Raw genomic sequence first — 23042 nt, 5'->3', positions numbered from 1 at the left:
ACTATGAAATACGCAATTTTGGGCTCGTCATCGGCATCCTTCCCATCCGAAGATCCGTTCCACACCGCTGCCGTCGCCGTCGAGGACGCGGACATCGTGCTGCATCTCGGATCGCCCTATCAGCCCGATTCCGGAAAGCGCGCCGTGCTCGTCGAGCTTGGCATCGAATGCCTCGGCGATCATACGGGCGAAGGCCTCGGTGAAGAGGGATCCAACGCGCTGGGCTTCGCTCGTTATCGCAATGGAGCCGATGCACCGTCACCCCTGGTCGAGCTCGTCACGCAGAAGCGGACAGATGCGGATGCGATCGCGGCGGCGAAAGCTTTGTTCGAGGCTGCGGGGCTGACTGTGGTCGTGTGCACCGATCAGGCAGGGCGCATCATCGACCGGCTCGTGCGGCCTAAATACAATGCCGCTCTGCGCTTTCTGGACGAAGGGCGGGCGAGCCAAAAGGATATCGACCTAACATGTAAGCTCGGTCTCGGATATCCCGACGGCCCTGTCGAGCGCGTTGTGCGTGGCGGCCTCGCTTATCATCATGATATGACCCGCAATCTCTTCGAGACGACGGGAGCGGCAGGGTACGCACCTGCCCGCCGCGCGTGCGTCGCCGCGCGTCGGAGGACGAGCGAATGAGGCCGTTGAAGGACCTCCTCGTCCTCGATTTCTCCACGCTGCTGCCGGGTCCGATGGCCACGCTGCTGCTGGCGGAGGCCGGTGCCGACGTGGTGAAGATCGAGCGTCCCGGCAGCGGCGACRACATGCGCGGCTACAAGCCCGCCTGGGGCCGCGACAGTGCGAATTTCGCGCTTCTCAACCGGGGAAAAAAGAGCGTCGCACTGGATCTCAAGGATCCGGCAGACCGCAAAAAGCTGGATCCGCTGCTGGAGAAGGCGGATGTGCTCGTGGAGCAGTTCAGGCCCGGCGTCATGAAGCGCCTGGGGCTCGACTATGACACGCTCCGCGCTCGCAATCCCGGCCTCGTCTATTGCTCCATCACCGGGTACGGACAGAGCGGACCCAAAAGCCTCGCGGCAGGGCACGACCTGAACTATATCGGCGATGCAGGCTTGCTCGGCCTCTCGATGGGTGCGCCGACGAACGCAGTCGTTCCGCCGGCCTTGATCGCCGACATCGGAGGCGGCGCCTATCCGGCCGTCATGAACATTGTCCTTGCCGTGATGGAGAGACGCTATACGGGCGAGGGTCGCTATCTGGACGTGGCGATGTCCGACAATCTCTTCCCCTTCCTCTATTGGGCGATGGGGCAGGGGCTCGGGACAGGCGATTGGCCTGGCAACGGCACCGAACTCGTCACGGGCGGCACGGCGCGCTACCGGCTCTACGGCACGAAGGACGGACAGGTGGTCGCCGCAGCGCCCATCGAGCAGAAATTCTGGGAGAATTTCTGCGACCTGATTGGCCTGGAGTCGGAATACCGCGACGACAGCCGCGACCCCGGCGTGACCGCAGAACGGGTTGCCGCGATCATCGCTTCCGAGACGGCGCAGGTATGGGCTTCGCGCTTCGCGACGAAGGATTGCTGCGCCTCCATCGTCGCGCATGTCCGCGACGCCCTGGACGACCCTCATTTCCGCGCGCGCGGATTGTTCGACCGCATGGTCTCCAACGATGCAGGTCAGGTGATGACGGCTCTGCCGGTACCTATCAACGATGCCTTTCGAGGAGAACGCTCTCAGACTCTCGCATCTCCCTCGCTTGGGCAAGACAACAAGGATCTCGCTTCATGAAAGCCGTTTGGGTTTCTCAATTCGCCCCCTTCGAGACGATCCAGGCCACCGATGTTCCCGATCCAAGCCCGGCTGAAGGCGAGGTCGTCATCGACGTCATGGCCGCCGAGGCGAACTATCCGGATATCCTCGTGATCGAGGGCCGTTACCAGATCAAGCCGCGGCTTCCATTCTCTCCCGGAAAATGTGCGTCGGGCGTCGTCGCGGCGGTAGGGCCGGGGGTCGATGCGTTGAAAGTGGGCGACAGGGTCGTCGCCCAGACCGAGTACGGCGCTTATGCCGAAAAGCTGAATGTGCGTGCCGGGAGCTGCTTCGTCATGCCTGACGGCTTGCCCTTCGATAAGGCGGCGGCGCTCGGCCTGGTCTACCAGACCGCCTGGTTCGCCTTCCGCGAACGCGCGCATCTGCAGCCCGGCGAGCGTGTGCTCGTGCTCGGCGCTTCGGGCGGAATCGGCGTCGCCAGCGTGCAGCTCGCCAAGGCGCTCGGCGCCAGCACCGTCATAGCCGGCATCATCGGCGAGGGGAATGCCGCCATCGCGAAAGCGGCTGGGGCGGATCACGTCATCGATCTCGGAGCGGAGGATATCCGCGACAGCCTGCGCGCGGATATCGCGAAGCTGACGGATGGGCACGGTGTCGACGTGGTCATCGATCCCGTCGGCGGGGCTGCCAACGCGGCTGCCCTGCGGGCTATGGCCTGGTGCGGCCGCATGGTGATCATCGGGTTCGCAAGCGGCGAGATTCCGACCATCAAGGCCAATTACCTTCTCGTGAAGAACATCGCGGTTTCGGGATTGCAATGGTCCGATTACCGGGACCGGACGCCCGAGCGTGTCGTCGAGGCGCAGCAGGAAATCTTTTCCGCCTACCTCGCGGGCAAAGTCGATCCGATCATCAGCCGTGACTTCTCCTTGGAAAACTTCGCGGAAGGGCTTGCGCTTCTCCGGGACGGGAAGGCGCAGGGCAAGATCATCCTGAAGGTTCGGGAATGGTGATGGAACCGAGCCTCATGAGAGTTTCCGTTGTCGGCGCCGGCGCGATGGGCGCTGGAATTGCGCAGGTCGCCGCTCAGGCAGGCCACTCCGTGCTGTTGTTCGATGTCATGGAAGGCGCTGCGCAACGCGGCGTTGCGCGCATCACGTCCGACCTCGATGGTCTCGTGACGCGGGGGCGGCTTTCTGCTCAGACCAGGGCGGAAATTCTGGACCGCATCGCACCGGCGGGCGACATCGGCGAACTTGCGAGTTCGCAGCTTGTCATCGAAGCGGTGGTAGAGGATCTCGAGGTCAAGAGACGTGTGTTCTCGCAGCTCGAGGCCATCATTTCCGACGATTGCATTCTGACGACGAATACATCCTCCATCTCGATCACGGCAATTGCCGCGGCGCTACGCCTTCCGGCACGTGTGGCTGGGTTCCATTTCTTCAACCCAGCTCCCATCATGAAGCTGGTGGAGGTAGTCTCAGGGGCTGCAACAACCCCGGCGGTTGCCGATAAACTGCTGGAACTTGCCCGCGCCTGGGGAAAGATAGCCGTGCGGGCGAAAGCCACGCCGGGATTTATCGTCAATCGCGTCGCGCGTCCTTTTTACGGCGAGGCCCTGCGCCTTCTGGAAGAGGGCGCCACCGATCCCGCCACGTTGGACTCGGTGTATACGGAAGCGGGTGAATTTCGGATGGGACCCTGTATGCTCATGGACCTGATCGGCCATGACGTGAATTATGCGGTCACCCAGTCGATGTTCGACGCCTTTTCAGGCGATCCGCGTTACCGGCCATCCCTGATCCAGAAAGAGCTGATTCATGCGGGATGGCTCGGCCGCAAAGCTGGGCGCGGGTTCTATGAGAACAGCGCCGTCACTCGCGGCTCAAAGCCGACCGAGGCGGATGCGGTTCTCCCGCTCGACGGAACGGGGCACCGGATTGGAAACGTCCTCGTGCGCCGCACCGACGGCCGCACGGCAGCGAGCCATGCTCTTGAGGCAGGAAACTCAGTCGTCCTGTACGATCTGGTCGCCGATGCGCGCCGCTCACCCCGAGTAGCCGTGAGCCGGTCGCCGGACGTGGGCGACCCGACATTCCATGATGTCGTGAGCGCACTTTCGGAAGGGGGCCGGACCGTTACCGAGATCGCCGACCGGCCAGGTCTTATCCTGATGCGGACTATCGCCATGCTTGCCAACGAGGCCTTCGAAGCTTCGCTCCATGGCGTCGGGAGCCTGGAGGAGATCGATCTGGCGATGACGTACGGCGTCAATTATCCCCGCGGTCCGGTGGCTTGGGCGCGCGAGATCGGCCTGTCCGATGTCATCGCGATTATGGACAACCTGCGTGCCGTGACAGGCGACCCCCGCTACCGCACTTCGCTCGTGCTGCGTCTCGCCGCCGACGAAGAGGCAATCCACAAGCGGCAGGCCGCATAATCCTGGTCCGGGGCTAAACCATAGCCCCGGATGCCAGTGCGTCGCGCATCTTGTTGCGCAGCCAAATCGCTCCGCCAGCGGTGAAGCCGCCGTCGATGGCGATCTCGGCGCCCGTGATGAAGCTGGACTCGTCGCTGGCGAGAAACAGGACGAGCTTCGCGCATTCGAGAGGTGTGCCCTGGCGCTGCATAGGAATGCTGCGCCGTGCCGATTCCGCATGGCCTGGCTTGCCGTCCCGGTAGAAGCTCGTGTCGATGATCTGTCCCGGGTGAATCGAGTTTACGCGGATATTCCATTCCACGTACTCGATCGCGGCGGACTTCGTGAGCCCGCGCAGCCCCCACTTGCTTGCGCCGTAGGCAGCATCGTAATGAGCGCCGAGCCCGGCGATGGACGACACGTTAATGACGGACCCGCCGCCGCTATCCCGCATGAGCGGCGCGGCGTGCTTTATGCCGAGCATCGGCCCCGTGAGGTTCACGTCCATCGTGCGGTGCCACTTGTCGAGCGTGGTGTCCGATATGCCCTGCCGGCTGATCGTGCCGGCATTGTTGACGAGGACGTGCATTCCCCCGAACTCGCGTTTTGCGAGGTCGACAGCGTCGATCCATTGCGCTTCGTTCGAAACGTCGTGCGCACTCCAGATCACGCGCGTGCCTGACGCGCCGATTTCGGCGGCAAGACCCTTCAGGTCGTCTCCCGGAAGACCCGTCAGGAGCAGCGACGCGCCTTCCTCGGCGAAGAGCCGCGCCTCCGCGGCTCCCTGGCCTCCGCCGGCCCCCGTGATCATGACGACTTTACCTGCCAATCGTTCCATGAGGCCGTCTCCTTAGAAGCCTAGGATGCCGCGAGGCAGCGGCATGTCCGCAAAATACGGAAAAAGCAGATAGAAGCAGGTCGCCGAAAATGCGCTTGTGAGAAGCGTCGGCACGAGCCTGCGCCTGCCGGCGAGATAGTAGGCTGCCAGGAAGAACAGGAACGTTGCGCCCGTATAACCGAGCACGGGAATGATCAGCGCATAGACCACAAGCACCGCCGTGAAAACGAAGGGGACGCGATGGTTCCCCTTTTCTTCTGCTTCGTCCTCGCCTCCCGCGAGCGCGTATGCTGGCTTGCTCAACGCGATGATGATGCCGCACAGCGCCAGCAGGCCGCCCATCAGGATAATGTATCTGTCGGGACCCAGGACATCGAACATGCCGTCGCCGCGATCATCATGCCAGAGACGCCAGCCGTCCCGTGCCATGACGGCGCCAATCAGAACCAGGGCCCAGCCCCATAAACGTTCACTCATGATGCAACCCTTGCTTCAGTGTTTGTTCGCTTTGCTTCGCTCGCGGAACGGACAGCCTCGCGGGCAGCGTTCGCTCCTGCGATTCTTCCGGATATGAAGGCCCAGACCAGATGATGTCCGTGGCCTTCGAGGAGGACGCCGCCCTGACCGTTGGAGCCCGCGGCGTAGAGTCCCGGAACCGGCTGTCCATCTTGGCCGAGGACTTCGAGGCGCGGCGTCACCTTGAGGCCGCCATCGGTAAAGACGACGTAGCTGCGGATCGGACCGAGCGCCACGAAAGGACCGGATGACAGGGCTGGGAAATCGCCAGGACGCGCCAAGCGGTCGACGCCGTTATATTGCTGCAGTTCCGCAGCAAAGACCTCAGGATCGATTCCCATGGACTTCGCAAGCTCCTGCGGCGTCGCGCCGGTCTTGAAGATTTCCGGGCGGTTGCGGCGGTAATCCGCCAGATAGGCATAGGCGATTCCGGGAGCCGTCGAGACGAAATAGGGCCAAGCTTCGAATTTCGCCGCGATGCTGGCATCCATGACGATATAGGCCAGACGGTCCCGTTGATGCGGCACTTGCACCCCCGGCTTCTGCGTCTCCTCAGCGAAGCGGCGGCCTTCGGCATTGACGAGAATTGCGCCATTGCGGAACAGATCCGGCGAAGGGCCGAGCGCCGTCGTGAGGAAGCTCATGGCGAAAGGCCGGAGAATTTGTTCCGGCAGGTGGTCCATGGAAAGTTTCATGATCTGCGCGAGCGGCCGCCAGGGCGGCAGCCGGCCGATCAGGCTCGACTGGCGTGGAGGAACGAATCTCATGATCGGTCCACGGACGATATCGCCGTTGATCATCTCGGCGCCGTGCTCGAAGCCCAAGCCGAAACCGTCGCCCGTCGCCGTCACGTTGACGGGCTCGAGGTTCGTGACTTCGGGGCCGGCATATTTGCCTTTCATTTCAGGGCTGCCGCTGTAATCGCCGGCTGCCAGAACGACGCCGCCCCGCGCGCGTAGCACAATCCGCCGACCGCTCGCGTCGCTGCATTCCACCGCCACGATACGATTGTTCTCCTCGATCAGCCTATCCGCCTTCGTCGCGAGGCGGATATCGACGCCGAGCCGCCGCGCATGCCGGCCCAGGTGGTAGGGAAAGGATCGCGAGTTGGGCAGCACGTTGTGCATTCGCGGCTTGCGGTGGGGAGGCTCGACGTTGGGGCCGGCGAAGACGACGCCCATGGATTCTAGCCAGGCGATCGTCTCGGTCGTGCGGTCCACCAGGAGCCGACGCAATTCGCGGTTGTCGCGATTGGCGTAGGATCCCGCGAGGACCTCCATATCCTCGAAATGGTCGTCGGGCGAATCGTCTATGCCCCGCTTCTTCTGATGGGGTGTCCGCGTGGCCGATATGGATCCTACGGACCATGCCGTGCTGCCGCCGAGAGCAGGATTCTTCTCCAGGAGGATAACCTTCGCTCCCGCTGTCGCTGCCTCGATAGCCGCGGCGAGGCCGCCTCCGCCGCCCCCGATCACCACGACGTCCGTTTCAATGGCGGAAGGTTGGGTGTCTTTCATCTTCTGCTGCAATCTCCACTCTGCTTCCCTCATCGCAAGCGGGATGCCACGTCCTCAGAAACGTGTTTGGCACGATCCCGGCTCGCGGCGGGCGAAAAGATTGTCGCTTTCGCGCACACGCCGGACGCCCGGTGTTGTTTCGACGGACAATCTGGCGACGAAAGCGGCGTTCCTTTTCCCTTCCAGGCTCGTTGGTGCGCGGATTGCATAGATGGGTGCGACGCTATCGAAGACGCCTATACCCATGCCTCATCCAGGCGGCATGGCAGTCAGAGGAAACACGATGAATCTAGCTTACGTCGTCCGCTGTAACTTCAACGAACCGGCGCGGGAGGAATCCTGGAATACTTGGTACAGTGGGCCGAAACTGCGGCAGATGCTCGAGAAGCCCCACTTCTTGACCGGACAGCGCTATTACCGCGCAGCGGGAGTGGGGCGGGACTATCTGGCCTACTGGACTTTGTCCTCCGCAGACGCATTCACAACTCCCGATTACACGAACGACTGGGGCTTCTTTGAATGGCGGCCCTATATCATCGACTGGAGCCGCGATCTCTTCGGGAGAGAGAATGGGGATTCCGTCACCGCGCCGCGCTTGGGCGACGGAGAGTTCCTGCGCGTCGTCTCTTTCGAAGGCCTGTCGGAGGCTGAAGCCGAGAAGATGCGCAGTCGGATCGACGCCAAACGGCCGGGCACGGTCTGGCACAAATCGGTCGGACTTGATCGGCACACGCCGCTCTTCGGCGTTTCGATCGAGACCTCTGCGGACCTCGGGCCCGCAGAGGAAGACGTGAATGAGGCTCTCTATCGTCCCATCTCGCACTTGGCGGTGACCGAGCGCGAGGAATTCGCAGGATTGGTTCGCTGATGGATACCGGTCTCGTTGGCGGAATTTTGGCCGCGGCGACGTGGTCGAATATCCTGTTCGCCTTCATCGGCTGCATATTGGGGACCTTGGTCGGTGTCCTGCCGGGCTTGGGCCCGGCCTCGGCCATGGCGATCCTGCTGCCGGTATCGGCGCATCTTCCGCCGGAAGGCGCCATCATCATCATGGCAGGCATCTATTACGGCGCGATGTATGGCGGTTCCACCACCGCTATTCTAATGAACATCCCCGGGGAAACCTCATCGGTCGTGACGGCGCAGGACGGCTTTCCCATGACCAAGCAGGGGAGAGCCGGTCAGGCGCTGGCGATTGCGGCCATCGGTTCGTATTTCGCCGGCATCACCGGAGCCGCCGCCATCTCATTCATCGGGCCGGTCGTCGCGGATCTCGCGCTGAAGTTCGGCCCGGCCGAGTATTTCGGGCTGGTTCTCTTCAGCATGACCGCCCTGGTCAGCTTTGCGGGCAACTCCCTGGTCAAAGGTTTGGCGCTTGCGGTTCTGGGAATGTCGCTTGCGAGCCTCGGGACGGATCCGCTCACGGGCGTGCAGAGACTCACCTTCGGAACCTTCGAATTGTCGAAGGGGTTCGACATCGTTCCAGTCCTCGTTGGTCTGTTTGGAATCGGAGAAGTCCTGACGAGCATGGGCGCGAGCGTTCAGCACATCTTTTCCGGAAAGCTCGAATCCTGGTGGAACATGATCCCGCGCGGCCGCGAATTGTGGCGCGGCCTCATGGCAGCCGTGCGTGGCACGATCAGCGGGTTTATCCTCGGACTGCTTCCGGGCATGTTGCCGGCGTTGACGGCGTATCTGTCGTACGACATCGAGAAGCGCATCTCCAAGACGCCGGAGAAGTTCGGCAAAGGCATGATCGAAGGCGTCTCCGCTCCGGAGGCCGCCAACAACGCTACGGCGATGGCGGGCTTCATCCCGCTGCTCGCCCTCGGCATTCCGACCAGCCCGGCGCTCGCCATCATTCTCGGCACGCTCCTCATCAATGGGCTTACCCCGGGACCGATGCTGTTCCAGACTCAGGGCGCGTTCGTCTGGACGATCATCGGCAGCATGATCATCGCCAACACCATGCTGGTGGTTCTCAACCTTCCTCTGGTTGGCGCTTGGGCCCGGGTGAGCCGCATTCCCTATAGCATTCTCGGACCTGTCGTTCTCGCGGTTTGCCTTCTCGGCGCCTATGCGCCGCGTAACACGATGTTCGACGTCTGGGTTGCCATCGGGTTCGGTGCGGTCGGCTACTTCATGCGTCGGTTCAACATGCCCCTCGCGCCGCTGATCCTCGGCTTCCTGCTGGGTCCGATGTTCGAGCAGTCCTTGCGGCAGTCGCTCGCCATGTCCGGAGGCGATGTGCTGTTCATCGCGGGGAGACCGATTGCCCTCACGCTCGTCATCGCGGCCGTGGTCGTCGTTACAGCCACGACTTGGCTGCGGAAGCGGTCCACCATGGTCACGAGGCTGATCGCGGAAAGCACCAACGAGGACTGACCGACATGCAGATATGGGGTTCACGCACATCTCCCTATGTTCGAAAGGCCCGCGTCTTCGCGCTTGAGCGAGGGGTTCCCTTCGACTTCGTCGATGAGGATCCATGGGCGAAGACCGAGCGGTTGCTCGCGCTCAATCCACTTGGGAAGGTGCCGGTACTGATCCTGGACGACGGACGCGTCTTCTACGACTCGCTCGCCGTCATTCAGGTTCTGGACGAATCCGGGCCGGCTGCGGGCAAGATGCTTCCTGCATCCGCAACGGATCAGTGGGAAGCCATGCGCTGGCATACCCTCGCGCACGGCATCATCGATGCTGTGGTCAACCGCCTGCTGGAAACACGGCGTCCCGATGAGTTCCAGATGGAAGACCGCATGAAGCGAGAAGAGGTGCGGTTTGACGGGGCGCTGGCCTATGTCTCGCAGCATCTCGATAGCATTCCGAAAGGGGGGGGGGACGGGCCGGGGTTCAACGAACTCATGCTCGGCGTCGCCCTGAACTATGCCGATTTCCGATACTCGAAAGCGTGGAGAGCGACGTATCCGCGGCTTTCCGATTTTGCGGATCGGATGGCGGAGCGTCATTCCTTTCGAGAAACCGATCCGCGCTCTTAACGGGCGCGGCGAGCGGGCCTGAACCGCACGACCACGATCGGGCGAAATATGCGGCTCCATCCGAAAAGCCGCGGAAAATCCAAGAGGGAGAAAAGCATGATTACGAGGAGAGATCTGGTTCTAGGGGCGGCATCGCTCGGAGCGACTGGAGGACTGAGCGGTATCGGTGCATCCGCCGCGCTCGCGCAGGAAGCTTATCCGGCCCGCGCCGTGGAGATGATCGTACCGTTCGCCCCGGGCGGCTCGACCGGGCTGACCGCGCATGCGGTCGCGCAGGCGCTCGAGGCGCGCTGGAAGATGCCTGTCCGCGTCGTCAACAAGCCGGGCGGAAACACCGTGCCAGCTGTCGAGGAAGTGATGCGCGCCAAGCCGGATGGCTACACCGTCCTGGCGGAGTCGCCCGCATCGAGCTCCATGCTGGAAGTGGTCGTCCGCAGCCTGCCCTTCAAATCCATGGATCGGACATTCATGGGAATGATCGCGCAGACGCCGATGATTTTCATCGTACCCGCGGATTCTCCGTTCAAGACGATGCAGGACGCCATCGCGCAGGCCCGCAAGGACCCCRCGACATTCACCTGGACGTCGCTCGGAGGCGCGGGAGCGCAGGACTACACGTTCCGTCAGCTCTTCCGCTCCACCGACGTCGACGTCAAGAAAACCCGTTCCGTAGCCTCAAAGGGCGGTGCCGAAGCCGTGACCATGACGGCCACCGGCACCGTGCTGCTCGGAGCCGGTTCATGGAGTGCTGTCGCTCCGCTCCTGGCGAGTGGCAAGCTTCGCGCCCTCGCAGTCGCGTCGCCGACACGCTTTCCCGCCATTCCGGAAGTACCGACCATGGCGGAGATCGGTTATCCCTCGGTCGAGATCCTGTTCTGGTTCAGCGTTTCGGGCCCGCCGAACGTCCCGGCTCACGTCGTCAAGGCGTGGGATGAGGCGATGACCGCCATCTCGACCGACCCCAAATTCCTCGAAACTCTGAAAAATATCGGAATGGTACCCTACGTTCACCCAGCTGATCGCGTCCGGACGATGGTCGAGAACGAGAAGAAGGTTGTCGAAACCTTGTGGGCGAACTGACGATTTCGGAAAAAGAGAACTCCATGAACGAACATCAGCAGACGGACGCGCTGCGTGCCATTCCCGAAGATCGGCGCGCAAGCGCCAGTCTCGTCGTCCTTGCGGATATAGCCCCGGAGGAAGAAGCGGCATTCAACGAATGGTACAACCGCGAACATATGCGAGACCGCGTTCTGGAGTTCTCCAGCTTCGTGCGGGGAAGACGTTACGCGGCGGTCGAGGGATCGCCCGGACATTTCGCCAAATACCTCGCCTTGTACCAAGTGACGGATGCCGGCGTCTTCTCGAGCGAAGATTACGTTTCCCTCGTCAGTCAGCCCGATCCACGCAGCCGACATTTCATCCCGCGCTTCCAGAACGCGTATCGCACGATTGCGGGTATCGACTTCGCCTACGGTGAGGGCGAGGGCGGGGCCCTGGCATTGTGGATGCTGGAACCGAAGGGGGATGAACTGAGCGTTCCCGCTCTGCGGGACATCGCTCTGAAGGCACTCGACATGCCCGGTGCGGTCGGGGCCCAGGTCTTGTCGAAGGACGAGGAGGCTCTTGCCGCGTCCTCGCGCAGGCATGTGCGCCAAGGCAACCGCGTCATCGAGCGTGCGCTGATCGTCGAGGCCATGGATATCGCCAGCCTGCAAAACGCCGCCGCAAAAGTGACGGACATGCTTGCGGACATATCCGGCGGCGATGCACCGCGGCCGGCATTCTTTCGGATGCTGTACCGCGTCTCGCGCTGAGCGACAAAAAAGTGATTGGGACGAAACCATGACGAAGAAAGTCGCCGTCATTGCGGGTGCAACAGGGGTGGTCGGTTACGAGCTCGCAAGGCAGCTCGCGGCCGATCCGGAATGGGAGGTCATGGCGCTGGCGCGCAAGCCCGTCGATATTCCGGGCGCCCGGTTTCTCGCGGTCGACCTGACGGATCGCGAGCAGAGCCTTAAAGCCCTGTCCTCGGTCACCGATGCGACGCATATCTTCTACACCGCCCGTTTCGATCATCAGACGGGCACGCCGGAGCCTGTCGAGACCAACATGACGATGCTGCGCAACGTCGTCGATGCCATCGAAACGGTCGCGAAAGACCTGTCGCATGTTCATCTGGTCCATGGCACGAAATGGTATGGGTCGACGCTCGGGGCTTTTCCCACGCCGGCGCGCGAGGACGACCCGCGCAGTTTGGCGCCGACCTTCTACTACGCGCAGCAGGATTTCATCGCCGAGCGGCAGAAGGGCAGGGCATGGACCTGGTCGACGTCGCGTCCCCACGGAATCTGCCACACTGTCCCCAACGCTCCGCGAAACCTGATCCTGGTCGTGGCAGTCTATGCCCTCATCTCGCGGGAGCTCGGCTTGCCGTTGTGCTTTCCGGGAACTCCTGAGAATTACGACGCGATCTATCAATGCACGTCGGCCGATCATCTGGCCCGCGCGATCCGGTTCGTCAGTACGGAACCGGGCTGCGCCAACCAGGCATTCAACGCGACGAACGGCGACTATATCCGGTGGTCGCGTCTCTGGCCGGCCTTCGCGCGATATTTCGGCATGGAGGTCGGGCCCGTGCGGACGGTCAGGCTCGCCGAAGTCATGGCGGACAAGGCGAATGTCTGGAACACCATCGTGGCGCGGAACGGATTGAAGAGTCCTGCCTATGACAAGCTCGTTCTGTGGGGCTACGGCGACTTCGTGTTCACGCCCTCATGGGACATGATGTCCGACACCACCAGGCTACGGCAGGCCGGTTTCAACCGGGCGGTGCGCACAGAGGATGAATTCATTAGACACTTCGACCATTTCCTGTCGGTCAGATTGCTGGCCTAGACATGACGAGGTCAAAGGTCACAGCACCTGCCGGGACGCCGGCCGGGAATATCAAACGCTCGTTGAACGATCTCGGCCCGGGCATCGCGCTCTCCGTAGCGGTGGCTGCGTTTTCGTATCTCGCGGAACCGGTGTTCGCGCGGCTGCTCAAGGAAGCAACGGGCTGGTCCTATACCTTGCCGGCCATCGTGATCGCGCTTGTCGTCGGCATAGCTCTCAACGGCTTCGCTTCCAAGCCGGCATTGCAGCCGGGGATCACCTGGTGCGTCAAGAAACTGCTGCGCATCGCGATCGCATTGCTCGGAATCCGCATCGCATTGAGCGACATCATGGGGCTCGGGCTCTCGACCGCGCTTCTCGTCGTCGCCGCCATAGTTCTGACAATTGCCTCGGGTGTCTGCCTCGCGCGCTGGCTCAAGGTGGGCGACGGCTGTGGGGTGCTCGCGGGAGCTGCCACAGCCGTATGCGGCGCGTCGGCGACTTTGGCGACGGCGACGGTGGTGCCGCAATATCCTCAGAAGGGCGCCGACGTGACGTTCACGGTGGTGGCCGCGAACGCCGTCTCGACCCTCGTCATGATTCTCTACCCGCCGCTCTGTGTTCTCATCGGCCTGGACGTGCAGAATACGGGAGTCATGCTCGGCGCGACCATTCATGACATGGCCCAGGTCGTCGGCGCAGGTTATGCGGTGTCCGAGCCGGTGGGCAACACGGCGGTGATCGTGAAACTCTTCCGTGTGTTCCTTCTGCTGCCCGTCGTGCTCGCGATAGGATGGTGGTTCACGCGTAGCGGCGGCGAGCATGGTGACGCCAAGGTCCCCGTGCCGGTCTTTGCGCTCGCGTTCCTCGGCCTCTGTCTCGTGAACAGCGCAGCGGCGTTCGCGCCGGATCTTCTTCCGGTCTATGCTCCCATCAAGACCACCATGATCCAACTTTCAAGCTGGGGCCTGCTCATCGCGATCGCGGCGCTGGGGCTGGGCACATCCTTGTCGTCGCTCCTGCGGATCGGGTGGCGCCACATTGCCGTGTTCACCGGGACGACTTGCATCCTCCTTGTCTTCGTGACGACCGGTCTGCTTGTCCTCGACTAAGTTTTCTCAAATCTGGATATCGCCATGACGCCAAGCCCGACAATCATCCAACAGGAAGAAGATCCGCGAAATGAAGGTTGAGCTTGGCGTCGCAAGGAGGTCGAATTGATGGACGTATCGAACCTTCGGATATCGGTTTTGTTGGAGGCTGATCCGGTTGAGACGCGTGTTGCGGCGACCCCTGAAACGGTCATGAAATACAAGTCGCTTGGCGCGGATGTGATGATCCAGGCGGCGAGTTCGCGCAGGCGGATGTGGCGTTCGTGATCGGGGCCAACGACGTGACGAACCCCGCGGCCAAGACGGATCCGCAATCGCCGATCTTCGGCATGCCGATTCTGGATGTGGAGCGGGCCAAGACCGTTCTCTTCATCAAGCGCGGCATGGGCTCGGGCTATGCGGGCGTGGAGAACGAGCTGTTCTTCCGCGACAACACCATGATGCTCTTCGGCGATGCCAAGAAAATGGTCGACGAAATCCTCAAAAATATCGACTGAGTGCGACAGCACACCGTCGTCGTGAACAAGCAATCTCCTCCGAGACAACAATGAGATCTGACATGCGAGACGCTTTTATTTGTGCCTTTGTGCGGACGCCGATCGGGCGTTATGCGGGTGCGCTCTCCAGCGTGCGCGCGGACGACCTTGGCGCGGTCCCGCTCAAGGCTTTGATGGAGCGCTATCCCAAGCTCGAGTTCGAGGCCGTCGACGACGTGATCTATGGCTGCGCCAACCAGGCGGGCGAGGACAACCGCAACGTGGCGCGCATGGCATCCTTGCTGGCCGGCCTGCCGGGCTCGGTCACCGGCACCACCGTCAACCGCCTGTGCGGCTCCGGCATGGATGCGGTGATCATGGCGGCCCGCGCCGTCAAGGCGGGCGAAGCCGAGCTGATGATCGCAGGCGGCGTTGAATCCATGTCGCGTGCGCCCTTGGTGATGCCCAAAGCCGACACCGCCTTTTCGCGCAACGCCGAGATCTACGACACCACCATCGGCTGGCGTTTCGTCAACCCATTGATGAAGCGCCAATACGGTGTCGATTCCATGCCGGAGACCGGCGAGAACGTGGCCGAGGATTTCCAGGTTTCCCGTGCCGACCAGGATGCCTTCGCCCTGCGCTCGCAGCAGAAGGCGGTCGTCGCTCAGGCGAATGGCCGACTGGCCAAGGAGATCGTTCCGGTGACGATCCCGCGCCGCAAGGGCGATCCTGTCGTGGTGGACACAGACGAGCATCCTCGCGGTGACACGACGCTGGAGGCGCTGGCCAGACTGTCGACGCCGTTTCGGAAAGGAGGCACGGTGACGGCGGGCAATGCGTCCGGGGTGAACGACGGCTCCGCCGCTCTTATCGTCGCGTCGGAGGAAGCGATGTGCAAGTTCGGATTGGAGCCGATCGCGCGCATTCTCGGCGGGGCGACGGCGGGGGTGGCGCCGCGCATTATGGGTATGGGCCCGGCGCCGGCCACGAAGAAGCTGTGCGCGCGGCTGGGGCTGAAGCCCTCTGATTTCGACGTGATCGAGCTCAACGAGGCATTTGCCAGCCAGGGCATTGCGGTGCTGCGCGAGCTCGGCATCCCGGAGGATGCGGAACACGTGAACCCGAACGGCGGGGCGATTGCGCTGGGCCATCCGCTTGGCATGTCGGGGGCGCGCATTGCCGGCACGGCGGCGCTTGAGCTCAAGCTGACGGGCAGGAAGCGGGCGCTGGCCACCATGTGCATCGGCGTCGGACAGGGCATCGCCATCGCCCTCGAAGCCGTCTGAGGCCCGATCGGGATCGTAGCCCGGAGCCCCCCATGTCAGATCTGCCTGCCCGTGAATCGATGGAGTTCGACGTCGTGATCGTCGGCGCAGGCCCTGCACGACTGGCGGCAGCCATCCGGCTCAAGCAAGTGGCGGCGCAAAAGGGCACGGCTTTCCGTTGTCGTGGTGGAGACGGGCTCCGAGGTCGGGGCGCATATCCTCACCGGCGCGGTGATCGATCCCCTCAGCTCCGTTGCACTAACTTGGAAAGGGCACGACGAACCCAGCCGGAATCGATTGCTCAGCGAAGCCAACCTCAAAATCCTCGGGCGAAATTGCGGGCCTTGGAAAGCAGCGAAACTCGGCCAGGTGATATGAGAACCAATCAGCTTTTGGTGTTTGAACCGTAGCTCGATTTGTCTGGGTCATGGGCTGCGCGCCGACGTTATAGGGACAACATTCGCGGCCCTTTTGCCGGGGTCAACGATCCTGCAAATGTGCCTTTCCCAGGCCTCAAGCGCGATCCGCTTTTCCCGAAGGCGTTCATAACGATCGTAGTGCACACCGTGAACGTCCCCCTCGACGTGGCCCAGGACGGCCTTTCGGTCCTCTCTGGGGATGCCTAGCAGCGACAATCCAGTCCCCACCGTGCGGCGAAAGTCATGAGGAGTGGGAGGGTTCTTCTGGAGCGATTTGAACGCTTCCTTCTCCGTACCGTCCTTCTCAAGGCGCTCGACCAACCGGCGAAGGTCTTGAGAGAGAGTGTGGCGGGCGAGGGTGTCCCGGCTGACAAATCGCGAGGCGAACACACTGTCGCTATCTCCATCCATCTCGCGACGTTTGATCACGGCGGCGAGGATTTCCCGTGCTATGGGGGCGAGGGGGACCACGTGAGGGCGGCGCCCCTTCATGCGCGCGGCCGGGATCTCCCAACGCGCGTCCTTTGATCTATCGATAACCAGGAGCTCGTTCCGGGCCACTCCGGCGACCTCGCCGGGTCTCTGCCCTGTCAACAGTAAGAAGCGGAGAGCATCGGCGACGTCCTCCGTGACCCCTTGGGGCGTCTTTAGGGCCTTCCACAAGACCTTGATCTCGGCATCGTGCAAGGTCCGGTCCTTAGGCGTCTCCTTGGCTCGCTTGCGAGCGATCGGATTGGCGGGGACGAGTTCACCCTCGACGGCCCAGTTGAACACGCCTCCGAGGACAGTTTGGATCCGGTTCGCGCTCACAGGCGCGGTCTCCTTGATCCTGTCCAAGAGGGCAATGATCTCGCGTCGGGTGACCTCCGCCGCCGGCTTGTCGCCGAACTCCCCTCGAGGCGCTTCAAATACATTTCGTCCATCTTCCAGGACGACTTGTTGGGCTTTGCATACTCCGTCAGATACTGCTCAGCCAGTCGATCGAAGGTGAAGACGTTGAGGGCTGCACGCTTCTTCTGGCGCCTGGTGAGCTGCGGGTCGCCTCCGTCTGTCACCTCGATACTAGCCGGGCGGCGCGCTCTGGCGTCGGCCAAAGTGAGATCGGTGAGCGTGCCGAGGGTCACACGCTCATAGGATTTGCCCGCTCTAGGTCGGTACCGAAACGACCACGTCGCCTTCCCAGCGGCGAAGGCTCTGAGACAGAGGCCGGTCGTCTTACTGTCCCAGAATTCGATTGAGCCACTAGCGGGAAAATCCAGGGTCTTGGTGAAGGCGCTGGTCATCAAAACGACTGGCCTGTCCACGAGCCTTAGTCGCTCGAAGCATTAGTCTTTTCGAGCGGTTGTGGGTTCAATGAGGGTTCAGAAAACTGAATGTGCCTGAAATCTCATGAACTCACTTGAGCGCAAAAGACGCGTTTAATCAATAGAGTACAATGAGTTGTGAACTAGTCTGAAATCCCCTGAAACGCCATTTGGAGCGTCTGGGGGACTAGGGGTCGGAGGTTCAAATCCTCTCGCTCCGACCATAATTTTCGAGAGCTCGCCCCCCGGTTTCGTTATCGGAATTGCTTGAAGCCCTTACCATTGTCGTTTGTGTCGTTCTTGATCGGCCTTTCCCTTGGGCGTTGTTAGCATCGCGCCGCACCCGACAGGCCGTTTTCCAACCGAACCGAATCAGAGGGACCGCCTGGGGTGCGCCAGGCGAAACGAAAAACCGGACGCAAATCGTCGGACTTTAAACGAATGAGGGCCCGGGGGTTACCCGGGCCGCCCAAATGTTACGCGCGACAAATGCTAGTATGTGCCGAACTTGAAATTGAGCTTGGCGCGCACGACCCCGAACTCGTTGTCGTTGTTGCCGGTCCGAGGTGCGAAGACCGCGACCTGAGGCAGACCGACCGGCGTGAACGTTCCGATGGGGCCGGCGAAGTCGTTGTCGCGGTCGATGTTCAGCCACMGGCCTTCGAGGCCGAAGGTGACAGCCGACGTGCCGAACATGTTCCAGTTGGTGGGCAGGGCCCATTCGACGCCGCCGCCGAGGACCCAGCCGGTGTTGTCTTCGGTATACGCGAGACCGCCGGTGCCGTAGATCAGGACCCGGTCGATCGCGACACCGACGCGGGCGCGCAGGGTGCCGAACCAGTCGGGCGCGTTGCTGCGGAATTCCCCGGGCACGAACGTGCCGACGAATCCTGTGGCCGGTATGAACACCACGCCCGAGTCATTGCCCGTATCGGCCCATTGGATATCCGTCTCGACGCCGAGAACGAATGAACCCATCTGGTAATTGTAGCCGATCTGGCCGCCGCCGGTGAACCCGCCGTCGTCCCCACCGGGGAAGTTCAGCGTACCGGCAAGACCCGGCGTGCCGGCGCCCGGCGACAGGAAGACGGTTTCATTATCGCCGTTACGCCATCCCCAGCCCGCGTTCACACCGACATAGAAGCCGGTCCAAGTGAAGAGCGGGACGGAGATAATGGGCGGCGGAGGAGCCGTCTGGGCGGGGAGATCCGCAGCGGATGCGGAAGAGGTGACAAGGGCCAGGGCTGCCGCACTGGCCAGTAGACTAAGAACACGTGTCTTCATAGTCATCATCCCTTGTGCGAGGATCGCCAAGGGAGCTTAAGATGCTGGAACGCATGAATCTATGTCTTCCTTGCAACACCTATTGAGTTTGTTGGGGCGTCCCATAATAAACAAACAGTAAGTTGCCTGGGAATACATTGATAGTGTAAGGTTCAATACACAGGTTCCGCAGCGATATGAACCGCAAGGGCGGATGCTAGTATTTGAAATGGTATTCTGATGCAAAAACACCCCGCCGGGGGGCAGGGTGAAGTATGAACCGATTCGTTGACGCGATCGGGCGGGACGTCTCGTCAGTCCAGAACCTGGCAAACCTTGCGGATCCCGGGCGCCACGTCTCCGAAGGTGCTGTTGCTACAGGCGACGCCGTTTCGGAAGCTCGCCTCGGCAAAGCGGCCTCCCGCGCCGTAGCGTACGCGCATCTGCTCCTGGAAGGCGCAGAACTCGTTCTCGCTCGCGCACATCCGCCACCGCGCCGGACGGTCGTAGCGCTGGGGTCTACCGTATTCCGCGCGCCGGTCATAACCTTCTAGTCCATGACGGCCCCGCATGCCGTAGGGCGGCGGTTCCGCGAACCGGGGCTCCTCAAAGCCGCCGCCATAGGCCGGACGGCCGCCGCGGGCGACGTAGGCGCAACGTTTGGGGATTCCGGGAGCCGGGTCTCCGAAGGCCTGATTCGACCAGGGAATGCCGCCGCCGCGAACATCCCGTTCGGCGCTGCGGCCGGGAACGCCATAGATCACCCGGGTGGGGTAGGGCAGTCGGCAGAAACCGTTCTCGTCCGCGCACAGGACGAGGCCTTGCGCTGAAGCGGACCCTGCAAGGAATGTACCGGCGGCAAGCGCCGCCGCCATGACCATCGGTCGAAGCATCGATCTTTCTCCATGTCGTTCGCGCCGAACCTAGCCACGCGCAGTTAACAACGAAATAATATCCGCTTCCCGGCGAGGGCAGTTGGAGGCGAAATCCGCAAACCTGGCATCTTGCCGCGAACGGCTTGTCCTCGTGCGTCCTCATGCTATTGCTCGGCGCTTCCACCAACCGGTCCGGCCCCGAACCATGGCTCACGCCCCGAAATTTCTTGCTGCCGGCGACCGTGCGATGACGGTCGAGCTGGGCGATGGGGTGGATGAGGACACCAATGCGCTGGTGATCGCGCTCGACAGGGCTCTCTCGGCACAGTCGATTCCCGGCATCGTCGAAATGGTGCCGACCTATCGGTCACTTCTGGTGATGTTCGATCCGGCGGTGATTCCAAGACAGACTCTGCAGGACCGAATACTCGCCTGCTGGCCGCCCGATGCCGGCTCCCGCGCGGGATACCGCCGCTGGACGATCCCGGTGCTTTATGGAGGCGAGGCGGGAGAGGATCTGGACTTCGTGGCGAAATCCCATGGCCTTTCGCCCGATGATGTCATCCGCCTCCATGCGAGCGCCGAATACCACGTCTACATGATCGGTTTCGCGCCGGGCTTCGCCTATCTGGGCGGGTTGCCCGAGAGATTGCATACGAGCCGCCGTGTCGACCCCCGCCTACGCATCCCGCCCGGCAGCATCTCCATCGGCGGCAAGCAGGCAGGCGTCTGTCCGCCCTTCGAGATTCCTAGCGGCTGGCAATTGCTCGGACGCACGCCCGTGAAGACCTACGATCCCGCGCGCGCCGAGCCTTTCCTTCTGGCGGCGGGGGACCGCGTCGTCTTCGAGCCGATCTCGGCGGAGGCGTTCGCCTCGCAGACCGCGAAAGCCGCGGAGGGCGATATCGTTGCCCGGATGGAGATGATCGATGGCTGACCATCTCGCCGTCCTCGATCCGGGAATGCAGTCGACCCTGCAGGATCTCGGCCGCTATGGCCTCCAGCGCTTCGGTATCTCGGCGGCCGGCGCCATCGATCCGATGTCGATGCAGATCGCGAACGCGCTGGTCGGAAACGCACGCGACGAAGCCGCGCTCGAACTGACTCTCTCGGGCGGAACTTACCGCGTCGAAGCGGAGCATTGCCGCCTGGCCCTCGCCGGGGCCGACATGCCAGTCGCCATCGACGGCGTGCCTGCCGCGCCCTATCGCGCGCATGATCTCAAACGCGGCAGCGTGGTGTCGATCGGCTTTGCGCGCACCGGGATGCGAGCCTACCTCGCGGTCGCCGGGGGCTTCGCGGTCGAGCCGGTTCTTGGCAGCCGGTCGACCCATCTGCGGTCGCAGCTCGGCGGGTTCAATGGGCGTGCGCTGAAGGTCAGGGACCTGTTGGCCTTGCGCGGCGGGGCCGCGGATAGCGGGCGGCCTCTGATGCTGCCGGAACAGGACCGGCCCGCCTTCGAAGGTTCCATCCGCGTGGTGTTGGGCCCGCAGGAGGACGCCTTCACGCAGGCGGGGATCGAAATGTTCCTGTCCTCTGCCTACACCGTGACCTCGAAAACGGATCGCATGGGCTGCCAGCTCGACGGGCCGCCCATCGAGCATCGGGATGGCTTCAACATCATCTCGGACGGGATCGTGAACGGCAGCATCCAGGTGCCGGGAAGCGGGCTTCCCATCGTGCTGCTGGCCGATCGGCAATCCACCGGCGGGTATCCGAAGATCGCGACCGTCGTCAGCGCCGACCTGGCCCGGATCGGACAGGCGCGCATTGGAGAAGCCATTCGGTTCGAGGCCGTGTCGCCGGATGAGGCGGAGCGCTCCGCGCTCGCCTGGAACGAGCGTCTCGAGCGGACGATCGCCCACATCGAGCCTGTCAGGGTCGCCGACCTGTCGAGCGAGGCCCTGATGCGCGTGAATCTCATCGGTGGGGTGGTGTCGGCGCAGGCGCATCACAACGAGGACGGGGCCCACTAGAGGGGCGCGCGTTCGGCAAAAGAAAAGCCCCGCGACCGGCGGGGCTCCTCGACAGAAAATCCCGGGCTTTTACGGGTAGGTGCAGACGAGCCGCATGCCGCCGCTGGAGAGATAGGTTCCGGTCACCGGATCATAGGAGCGGAACTTCTTGGCGCAGTAAGCGGCGACCGACGGGCTGACCGTGCCGGGAGGAGCCGGCAGGGCCGGCTGCGCCGCCGCCTGATTGGCGATGGCGCCGGCAATGAGCGCGCCGGCTGCGACGCCCGCCACGCCCGCAGCGACAGCCGCGCCGTTATCCCGATAATATGGCCGCCCATATCCGTAATAGGGCCGTCCGTAATAGGGGCGTCCATAATAGCCGCGGCGGTAATAATATTGCGAATAGCCTTCCAGGGGCTGGGCCTGCTGAACGCCGTTCTGAACGGGACGGGTCGAGGTTTCCGCAGCCGCCGGCATGGCCGCTATGAGGGTGGCCGATACGAGAGTGGCCGATCCCAACACAATCCCGATAAACTTCCGCATTTTTCACTCCATGTCACGACGGCCGACACGCAGCCGTTCAGCCTAGCTTGCAAATATAACGCGCCGGCCGAGATCCACAATCGCCCACGCAAAGTCTGTTGCACGCTGCGCGTGTGATGGCGCACCTCGCAGACAGGGATGGCAATGGTCCACGATAGTCGAGGGAAGGGAACTCAAAGTAGGATATGTTATTGTATAACTATGATTGGGTCCATTCCAGCCCAAAGCGACTCTCAATCGCTAGGGAAAGGTGAGATTCCGAGTGGAAATTTCTCGAAAACTGCTATTGTTCTATTATAATCTCACTCTTCCATGCGGGAAGGTGAAGACGACCCGGTTGCGATACCGTTCCGCGGGCGAGGGCATTCGAACGGCTGCGCATTGAAAGAGCCATGAAACGCAGATTGCAGAACTACAGGGCCGTTCTCATCATGCTCGTGGCGATTGCCGGGCTGGTGGCTTGCCTTGTGTTCACGGTGGCCCGACTGCTTTATGTCGAGACGGACCTGCGGAGCGACGACGGCCAGACGAGCCTGTGGCAGATCACCCAGGCCCAATTCGAGGCGACGCTCGCCGCCGAGAGCCTTGCGCGGGCCGCTTCCGGCGAGCCGTTTTCCACCCGGGAGCAGGAGCCTGCTTTCCGGATGGCGGTGCTGGTCAGCCGGCTCGCCGCCCTGCTGGAGGAACCGCAGGCGCAATTGATCGACCGCATCGGCATGATGGGAAGCCTGAAGCAGCATTACCTTCAGACGAGCCTGGCGCAGCCGCTGCTGGACGGGCCGCTCACCGCGCAGAGCGCTTTGCAATTGCGAGCCCAGACCCGGGAACTCGCTTACGAATTGCGCGACATCGCCAACAAGGTGCTGCTGCTGTCGCGCGAGCATGGCGCGCAAACCCGGTCGACCTATCTTCGCGCGGTCGTCGAGAG

At 62.6% G+C, this 23042-nt stretch carries 23 protein-coding genes and 3 pseudogenes; 17 read left to right on the top strand and 9 right to left on the bottom strand.

Annotated elements, in window-relative coordinates:
• Nucleotides 1-3 precede the first annotated feature (3 nt).
• From AC1DVM_RS13825 to AC1DVM_RS13810, 4 genes are read left to right on the top strand one after another with little or no spacing between them, the layout of a single operon-like run.
• Complete coding sequence (locus AC1DVM_RS13825; RefSeq protein WP_477255016.1) at nucleotides 4-636, top strand: 3-hydroxyacyl-CoA dehydrogenase family protein; 633 nt, start codon at nucleotides 4-6, stop codon at nucleotides 634-636.
• Entirely contained in the window at nucleotides 633-1751 is a 1119-nt protein-coding gene (locus AC1DVM_RS13820) for a CaiB/BaiF CoA transferase family protein (RefSeq protein WP_477255014.1), read from the top strand. The genes AC1DVM_RS13825 and AC1DVM_RS13820 overlap by 4 nt, the downstream gene beginning before the upstream one ends.
• Nucleotides 1748-2746 (top strand): NADPH:quinone oxidoreductase family protein, encoded by a 999-nt coding sequence (locus AC1DVM_RS13815; RefSeq protein WP_477255012.1) that lies wholly within the window; start codon nucleotides 1748-1750, stop codon nucleotides 2744-2746. The genes AC1DVM_RS13820 and AC1DVM_RS13815 overlap by 4 nt, the downstream gene beginning before the upstream one ends.
• Before the next feature lie 14 nt (nucleotides 2747-2760).
• Nucleotides 2761-4173 (top strand): 3-hydroxyacyl-CoA dehydrogenase NAD-binding domain-containing protein, encoded by a 1413-nt coding sequence (locus AC1DVM_RS13810; RefSeq protein WP_477255010.1) that lies wholly within the window; start codon nucleotides 2761-2763, stop codon nucleotides 4171-4173.
• A gap of 13 nt (nucleotides 4174-4186) precedes the next feature.
• Here the strand turns inward: AC1DVM_RS13810 and AC1DVM_RS13805 are convergent, their stop codons facing one another.
• From AC1DVM_RS13805 to AC1DVM_RS13795, 3 genes are read right to left on the bottom strand one after another with little or no spacing between them, the layout of a single operon-like run.
• Nucleotides 4187-4990, bottom strand: a complete 804-nt coding sequence (locus AC1DVM_RS13805) for an SDR family NAD(P)-dependent oxidoreductase (RefSeq protein WP_477255008.1) — start codon at nucleotides 4988-4990, stop codon at nucleotides 4187-4189.
• Nucleotides 4991-5002: 12 nt separating this feature from the next.
• On the bottom strand, nucleotides 5003-5467 hold the full coding sequence (locus AC1DVM_RS13800; protein ID WP_477255006.1) for a tripartite tricarboxylate transporter TctB family protein: 465 nt from the start codon (nucleotides 5465-5467) through the stop codon (nucleotides 5003-5005).
• The gene (locus tag AC1DVM_RS13795) at nucleotides 5464-7023 is read right to left on the bottom strand and encodes an FAD-dependent oxidoreductase (protein ID WP_477255004.1); all 1560 of its coding nucleotides are present in this window, start codon (nucleotides 7021-7023) and stop codon (nucleotides 5464-5466) included. The genes AC1DVM_RS13800 and AC1DVM_RS13795 overlap by 4 nt, the downstream gene beginning before the upstream one ends.
• A 283-nt stretch (nucleotides 7024-7306) precedes the next feature.
• Here AC1DVM_RS13795 and AC1DVM_RS13790 point away from each other — a divergent pair, with 283 nt between their 5' ends.
• From AC1DVM_RS13790 to AC1DVM_RS13745, 10 genes and pseudogenes are all read left to right on the top strand, one after another.
• The gene (locus AC1DVM_RS13790; protein WP_477255002.1) at nucleotides 7307-7891 is read left to right on the top strand and encodes a hypothetical protein; all 585 of its coding nucleotides are present in this window, start codon (nucleotides 7307-7309) and stop codon (nucleotides 7889-7891) included.
• Entirely contained in the window at nucleotides 7891-9408 is a 1518-nt protein-coding gene (locus AC1DVM_RS13785) for a tripartite tricarboxylate transporter permease (protein ID WP_477255000.1), read from the top strand. The genes AC1DVM_RS13790 and AC1DVM_RS13785 overlap by 1 nt, the downstream gene beginning before the upstream one ends.
• 5 nt (nucleotides 9409-9413) lie before the next feature.
• Entirely contained in the window at nucleotides 9414-10022 is a 609-nt protein-coding gene (locus AC1DVM_RS13780) for a glutathione S-transferase family protein (protein WP_477254998.1), read from the top strand.
• A gap of 96 nt (nucleotides 10023-10118) precedes the next feature.
• The gene (locus AC1DVM_RS13775) at nucleotides 10119-11102 is read left to right on the top strand and encodes a Bug family tripartite tricarboxylate transporter substrate binding protein (RefSeq protein WP_477254996.1); all 984 of its coding nucleotides are present in this window, start codon (nucleotides 10119-10121) and stop codon (nucleotides 11100-11102) included.
• Between the two features lie 23 nt (nucleotides 11103-11125).
• Nucleotides 11126-11839 carry a hypothetical protein gene (locus AC1DVM_RS13770; RefSeq protein ID WP_477254994.1) on the top strand — a complete coding sequence of 238 codons (714 nt, stop codon included), beginning with the start codon at nucleotides 11126-11128 and terminating at the stop codon, nucleotides 11837-11839.
• 28 nt (nucleotides 11840-11867) lie between these two features.
• Nucleotides 11868-12920 carry an SDR family oxidoreductase gene (locus tag AC1DVM_RS13765; protein WP_477254992.1) on the top strand — a complete coding sequence of 351 codons (1053 nt, stop codon included), beginning with the start codon at nucleotides 11868-11870 and terminating at the stop codon, nucleotides 12918-12920.
• A 62-nt stretch (nucleotides 12921-12982) separates the two neighbouring features.
• Entirely contained in the window at nucleotides 12983-14011 is a 1029-nt protein-coding gene (locus tag AC1DVM_RS13760) for a YeiH family protein (RefSeq protein ID WP_477254990.1), read from the top strand.
• A gap of 221 nt (nucleotides 14012-14232) precedes the next feature.
• Nucleotides 14233-14508, top strand: a pseudogene (locus AC1DVM_RS13755) (NAD(P)(+) transhydrogenase (Re/Si-specific) subunit beta); the annotation flags it as partial.
• Between the two features lie 62 nt (nucleotides 14509-14570).
• Complete coding sequence (gene pcaF / locus AC1DVM_RS13750; protein ID WP_477254988.1) at nucleotides 14571-15776, top strand: 3-oxoadipyl-CoA thiolase; 1206 nt, start codon at nucleotides 14571-14573, stop codon at nucleotides 15774-15776.
• Nucleotides 15777-15808: 32 nt separating this feature from the next.
• Nucleotides 15809-16040 (top strand): annotated as a pseudogene (locus AC1DVM_RS13745) (NAD(P)-binding protein); the annotation flags it as partial.
• Nucleotides 16041-16180: 140 nt separating this feature from the next.
• Here AC1DVM_RS13745 and AC1DVM_RS13740 read toward each other — a convergent pair.
• The 5 genes and pseudogenes from AC1DVM_RS13740 to AC1DVM_RS13720 all read right to left on the bottom strand — a co-directional run bounded on the left by AC1DVM_RS13740 (nucleotide 16181) and on the right by AC1DVM_RS13720 (nucleotide 19634).
• A complete protein-coding gene (locus AC1DVM_RS13740; protein WP_477255032.1) occupies nucleotides 16181-16861 on the bottom strand; it encodes a site-specific integrase in 681 nt (226 codons plus the stop codon).
• 39 nt (nucleotides 16862-16900) lie between these two features.
• Nucleotides 16901-17050: pseudogene (locus tag AC1DVM_RS13735) on the bottom strand (phage integrase central domain-containing protein); the annotation flags it as partial.
• Nucleotides 16981-17457: an integrase arm-type DNA-binding domain-containing protein gene (locus AC1DVM_RS13730; protein WP_477254987.1), complete on the bottom strand. Its 477-nt coding sequence runs from the start codon at nucleotides 17455-17457 to the stop codon at nucleotides 16981-16983. The pseudogene AC1DVM_RS13735 and the gene AC1DVM_RS13730, both read right to left, overlap by 70 nt.
• Nucleotides 17458-17970: 513 nt before the next feature.
• Nucleotides 17971-18762: an outer membrane protein gene (locus tag AC1DVM_RS13725; protein ID WP_477254986.1), complete on the bottom strand. Its 792-nt coding sequence runs from the start codon at nucleotides 18760-18762 to the stop codon at nucleotides 17971-17973.
• A gap of 293 nt (nucleotides 18763-19055) precedes the next feature.
• A complete protein-coding gene (locus tag AC1DVM_RS13720) occupies nucleotides 19056-19634 on the bottom strand; it encodes a hypothetical protein (protein WP_477254985.1) in 579 nt (192 codons plus the stop codon).
• A gap of 187 nt (nucleotides 19635-19821) precedes the next feature.
• On the opposite strand from AC1DVM_RS13720, the gene pxpB reads away from it, so the two are divergent.
• Nucleotides 19822-20553 carry a 5-oxoprolinase subunit PxpB gene (gene pxpB / locus AC1DVM_RS13715; RefSeq protein WP_477254984.1) on the top strand — a complete coding sequence of 244 codons (732 nt, stop codon included), beginning with the start codon at nucleotides 19822-19824 and terminating at the stop codon, nucleotides 20551-20553.
• Nucleotides 20546-21592, top strand: a complete 1047-nt coding sequence (locus AC1DVM_RS13710; RefSeq protein WP_477254983.1) for a 5-oxoprolinase subunit C family protein — start codon at nucleotides 20546-20548, stop codon at nucleotides 21590-21592. The genes pxpB and AC1DVM_RS13710 overlap by 8 nt, the downstream gene beginning before the upstream one ends.
• Nucleotides 21593-21661: 69 nt before the next feature.
• On the opposite strand, the gene AC1DVM_RS13705 is transcribed toward AC1DVM_RS13710, so the two are convergent.
• Nucleotides 21662-22114 (bottom strand): BA14K family protein, encoded by a 453-nt coding sequence (locus AC1DVM_RS13705; RefSeq protein ID WP_477254982.1) that lies wholly within the window; start codon nucleotides 22112-22114, stop codon nucleotides 21662-21664.
• Between the two features lie 392 nt (nucleotides 22115-22506).
• Here AC1DVM_RS13705 and AC1DVM_RS13700 point away from each other — a divergent pair.
• On the top strand, nucleotides 22507-23042 hold a 536-nt coding region (locus AC1DVM_RS13700), incomplete at its 3' end, for a hypothetical protein (protein WP_477254981.1).

The organism is Microvirga sp. P4_A5 (assembly GCF_056402495.1).
This window is presented reverse-complemented; position numbering and strand designations above follow the sequence as displayed.